Genomic DNA, 3754 nt, shown 5'->3' on the forward strand with positions numbered 1-3754 from the left:
CCAGCTCATAGCACCTTTCTTCATGTACGACACCAACTCCGAAGGAATTACCGTGAAAGCGGCAGGCTAGTTCACCGAACGGATGAGCAAGCCGCGGCCGCCGGGCAAGCATCCGCTCCAGGGGTCAGTGACTAGATCGAACCAGCCATTTCCCTCGCACGGAGAACCCGAACGCCTGCACCGTCGAGTTCATCCGCAACAAAGCGCAGACGGCCAGTCATTGCCAGCAGGAGCGCCTCACCTGAACCCCGCACCTCCGGTCCTCGGCCAGCCGACCACTCCATATCAGTAGCGATGAGCCGAACACCGCGAGTCCGGCGAGCGCCTCCAATGACCGGATTGATCCGTGCGTACTTCATTGATATCCGCAGTGGTTCGGCGGGAATGGTGCGGATCTGGCGTAGAGGTCGGCGGATATCCTGTTGATGGATCAAGCATTCGATCAGCGCCACACGACAGCCATAAAGCGCTGCCGCGCCGGAAGGATCGGCGCCGCGACGCATGAACTCGATCAGTTGGTCCGGTTCTGCCGCTTCAAAGTCACTCAGTTTGCTCGCGTTTACGCGGTCGACGTCACCCCGGGCGCTGACCATGTTCGCAGCCAATTCGGTCCGGCTCTGCCCGAGGTAGGCGACCGTGTGCGCGACAACGTCGCGAACTGTCCAGCCATCACACAAGCTCGGCGCTATCCACTGCTCCGACGTTAGGTCATCTAGAAAGTCCGCAAAGGTCATTCGCTCCAAGCGAGCTAGGGTCCGAACACGAGTCATAGGAACAGTGTCAACGACATCGGCGACCTGCACACGCGCGGGGCAGCAAGCGCAGCGCAACTGGATCAGGACTCCGTATTGCCGGATCGGCCGCGATCGGGACCGGCCGGAGCGGTCATGGTCGAGGCTCTTTCCAACAGCCCATTAGGTCGACTAGGGAAGTTGGGCTACTCGCACGTCTTCCAGGACTACTCGCAGGTTGTTCTGGATCGTACTTGAATGTTGGTGTTGCGCAACATGATAACGAATATGCAGCAGTTTACTGGTGACTCTGCGTATTCGAATCAGTCGTATTCGGCAGGTGTGCTGGTCGGCGACCATGGTTGAAGTAGGCCATCTCTACGGCGTCGGGTCGAACTGAGCTCGACCTGGAGCAGGTACTTCGTCTCGTCGTACTCCTCGCGCGGCATGCGTTCGTCGTACGGGAAGTTCTCGCGCCAGGTGTCCACGGCGCGGCCGACGGGGTCGATCAGCACCGGGTCGTCGTCGTGGTCCTCGCCGATCGTGTGGCCGTCGATCGGTAGCCGGGTCGCGTAGGCGTTCGCGACCCGGCCCTGCGTCAGGCGGTGCGTCAGCCGCGCGGGGAGAACGTCTCGCCGGTCTCCAGCAGCGACTTGAGGTCCGACAGCACCCATGGCCATCCACCGCCACCTTGTCCGACGGCCTCGGCGGCATCGGCTCCGACGACCATCGCGGCGTGCTTCGGCGCGTTCTCCAGCTCGTGCGTGAGCGTCAGGCGGGAGCCGTCGCCGATGGCGTCGATCTCGTACGTGAGCTTGGTGAAACCCTCGGCGGCGCAGTCCGGGTCCATCGCCATGCGCCACGTCAGCGCGAGCTTGCGCGGCGGGTCGTATTCCAGGATTTCCCCGTCGACGACGACGTCCGGCAGCGGGAATCCCATTTGCTTCGCGCCCTCGACCATTCCTTCGTCCGGCCGGATCTTGTATTCTCCCTGTCCGCTGGAATAGTCGACAAGGCCGCCGTAGCCGTATTTGGTCGTCCATTCCGAGGACGTGATCGCGTCCCAGACCTTTTGCGGTGTGACCTTGATGTACACCCGGTAGACCTGGAGCGATGGTGCGGGCGTGGCCTGCGAGTTCGCGGGCTGGGCGGCGGTTTCGGTGGAGGTCATGGTTCTTCCCTTTCGAGTTCTCGTTTGAGTTCCGTCAATGCGGCGGCGTTTTCCTCGGTGAACTTGTCGATCCAGCGGTCGTGGAGGAGTCGTATCGGCACCGGGTTCAGGTAGTGCAATTTCTCCCGGCCGGATTTCTTCGTCACGACGAGATTTGCTTCCTCCAGGGTGCGAAGGTGCTTCATCACGCCGAATCTGGTCATGTCCAGCTCGGATTCCAGTTCGGTCAGCGTGCGGCCGTCCCGGATGAACAGCAGGTCGAGCAGGAACCGACGGGTCGGATCGGCCAGGGCCTTGAACACCCGATCGTCTTCCGTCATGCCCCGACCATAGGTGACTTAATAGTCACGTGTCAATGTGGTCACCTGTTTGTCGCAGCGGACCGTCGGTGCCGTGCGGCAAAATCGCGGCGAGTGGTGCAATACGCAGACTTTTACTGGTAACCCTAAGTATTCGATCTCGCCGTGTTCACGTCGAACGAACAGCCCTTCCGCCCGGCACCGACTGTCTGTCGAATTCGCCTAAAAACGTTGGACGAACCGATACCAGTCGCCTTCGATGTGCCTATACCCGATGTCTCCGTCGTGTCGCGGTTCGCCCAGATTCGGGGCCCCGCTGGGCAGGTAAGCGATTCCCACCGAATCGATGAGTCCTCCCTGGGTGAAGAACAGGCAGCCACCCTCCTCAGCGGCCCGGACCATCTGCACGTCGAAAATACCGATGTGCCGAGGCTCGCCAGCGGCGCAGTCGGCAGCCGCATCGTGTAGAGCTGGCTTCGAGACCTGGAATCCGATCCAGAACGGGATCGACAGAGAACTAAGAACGATGGTGACTACGACCAGCGCTGGTGCGAGCACGCTTGCCCGCCAGGCGCGGTACCGAACGAAACCGATCCACGTGAGCACAACCCAGCCACCACCGAGAATCAGCAGGCCGAATTCGGCGAGCGCCACGTAGACGAAGTCGACGACCGGGGCAGCCGATGCCCAGAGCACAACCCCACACGCAACAGCAACCAGCGTGGGCAGGAGGATGACTGCGCTGATCCGCCACCAGTTTGGCGCCCGCCTATCACGGTCCTGATCAATCACAGTCGCCCGTGCGGGCTGATTTTTCGAGTTCTCTGACCCGAGCGTCCAACTCCGTGATGCGCTGCTGCTGACGATCGCGCACCATCCGCACGCTCTCGATGAGTTCCACGAGGCTTTCCTGGCCAATGGGAATACCCATGATTTCAGCCAGCCGCTGCCACAGACCGAGCGTGGACTCTTGCCTGGCCTTCAGGTCGTTCTCGAGCATGATCACCCGCACCGGGGCAGGAATCTGTTCAGCGACGCCGGGACCGTGCGGTGGCGGATCCTCGCCCTCGCGGCGCGACTGTCTCCACCCCAGTTCGGCTTCGGCGCCAGTCATGTTCGCGAGCGTCTCGACCACCATGCGGCAGGCCGACGAAGACCTGAGCACTTCGTCTACGCAGGAGTGGTAATCGGGCGGCACCATTTGCCTCACGTGCTCCACCGTATCCAGCGGCTGCGGGGATTGGGCCCGTACGGATGCGACCCTCATCGGGCTGCTGCTAGCTCGACGACGTAACGAAGTCCTGTCAGGAAACCCTGACGACGATTAGCTCGATGCTCAGGGCCTGTCCCGGTAAGACACCCAGGGCGCATGACCCAGATTTGTCGGACCAAGCGCCTATTCTTGCCCGACCAACGATCACCACCCAAGTGGAACGGAAGCGGTATGTCGGACGCCATGGCGCGACGGAAAGCGGCTAGGGACGCAGTCCTTAAGGGCTCTTGTGCTCTAACCGTGGGTGGTTTTGGTGTTGATGTGAGCGCACGCCGTTGTC

The 3754-nt window shown here is 61.7% G+C and carries 5 protein-coding genes and 1 pseudogene; all 6 read right to left on the reverse strand.

The genetic code is table 11. The features are described 5' to 3' along the window. Positions 1–131: 131 nt before the first annotated feature. A complete protein-coding gene (locus ACHIRB_RS23170; protein ID WP_395126698.1) occupies positions 132–770 on the reverse strand; it encodes a maleylpyruvate isomerase family mycothiol-dependent enzyme in 639 nt (212 codons plus the stop codon). Between the two features lie 314 nt (positions 771–1084). Continuing rightward, positions 1085–1288 (reverse strand): annotated as a pseudogene (locus ACHIRB_RS23175) (hypothetical protein); the annotation flags it as partial. A 53-nt stretch (positions 1289–1341) separates the two neighbouring features. Next, a complete protein-coding gene (locus tag ACHIRB_RS23180) occupies positions 1342–1902 on the reverse strand; it encodes an SRPBCC domain-containing protein (RefSeq protein ID WP_395126697.1) in 561 nt (186 codons plus the stop codon). Further along, a complete protein-coding gene (locus ACHIRB_RS23185; RefSeq protein ID WP_395112594.1) occupies positions 1899–2222 on the reverse strand; it encodes an ArsR/SmtB family transcription factor in 324 nt (107 codons plus the stop codon). The genes ACHIRB_RS23180 and ACHIRB_RS23185 overlap by 4 nt, the downstream gene beginning before the upstream one ends. 201 nt (positions 2223–2423) lie before the next feature. Further along, positions 2424–2897 carry a hypothetical protein gene (locus ACHIRB_RS23190; RefSeq protein WP_395126696.1) on the reverse strand — a complete coding sequence of 158 codons (474 nt, stop codon included), beginning with the start codon at positions 2895–2897 and terminating at the stop codon, positions 2424–2426. 88 nt (positions 2898–2985) lie between these two features. After that, positions 2986–3411, reverse strand: a complete 426-nt coding sequence (locus ACHIRB_RS23195) for a hypothetical protein (RefSeq protein ID WP_395126695.1) — start codon at positions 3409–3411, stop codon at positions 2986–2988. Positions 3412–3754 lie beyond the last annotated feature (343 nt).

The sequence above is a fragment of the Antrihabitans spumae genome, assembly GCF_043944905.1.
GTDB classification, from domain to species: Bacteria; Actinomycetota; Actinomycetes; order Mycobacteriales; family Mycobacteriaceae; genus Antrihabitans; species Antrihabitans spumae.

What these genes read in the sequence shown, in the direction of transcription:
- ACHIRB_RS23170 (WP_395126698.1), bottom strand. Translation starts at nt 770, where the DNA reads ATGACTCGTGTTCGGACCCTAGCTCGCTTGGAGCGAATGACCTTTGCG.
- ACHIRB_RS23180 (WP_395126697.1), bottom strand. Translation starts at nt 1,902, where the DNA reads ATGACCTCCACCGAAACCGCCGCCCAGCCCGCGAACTCGCAGGCCACG.
- ACHIRB_RS23185 (WP_395112594.1), bottom strand. Translation starts at nt 2,222, where the DNA reads ATGACGGAAGACGATCGGGTGTTCAAGGCCCTGGCCGATCCGACCCGT.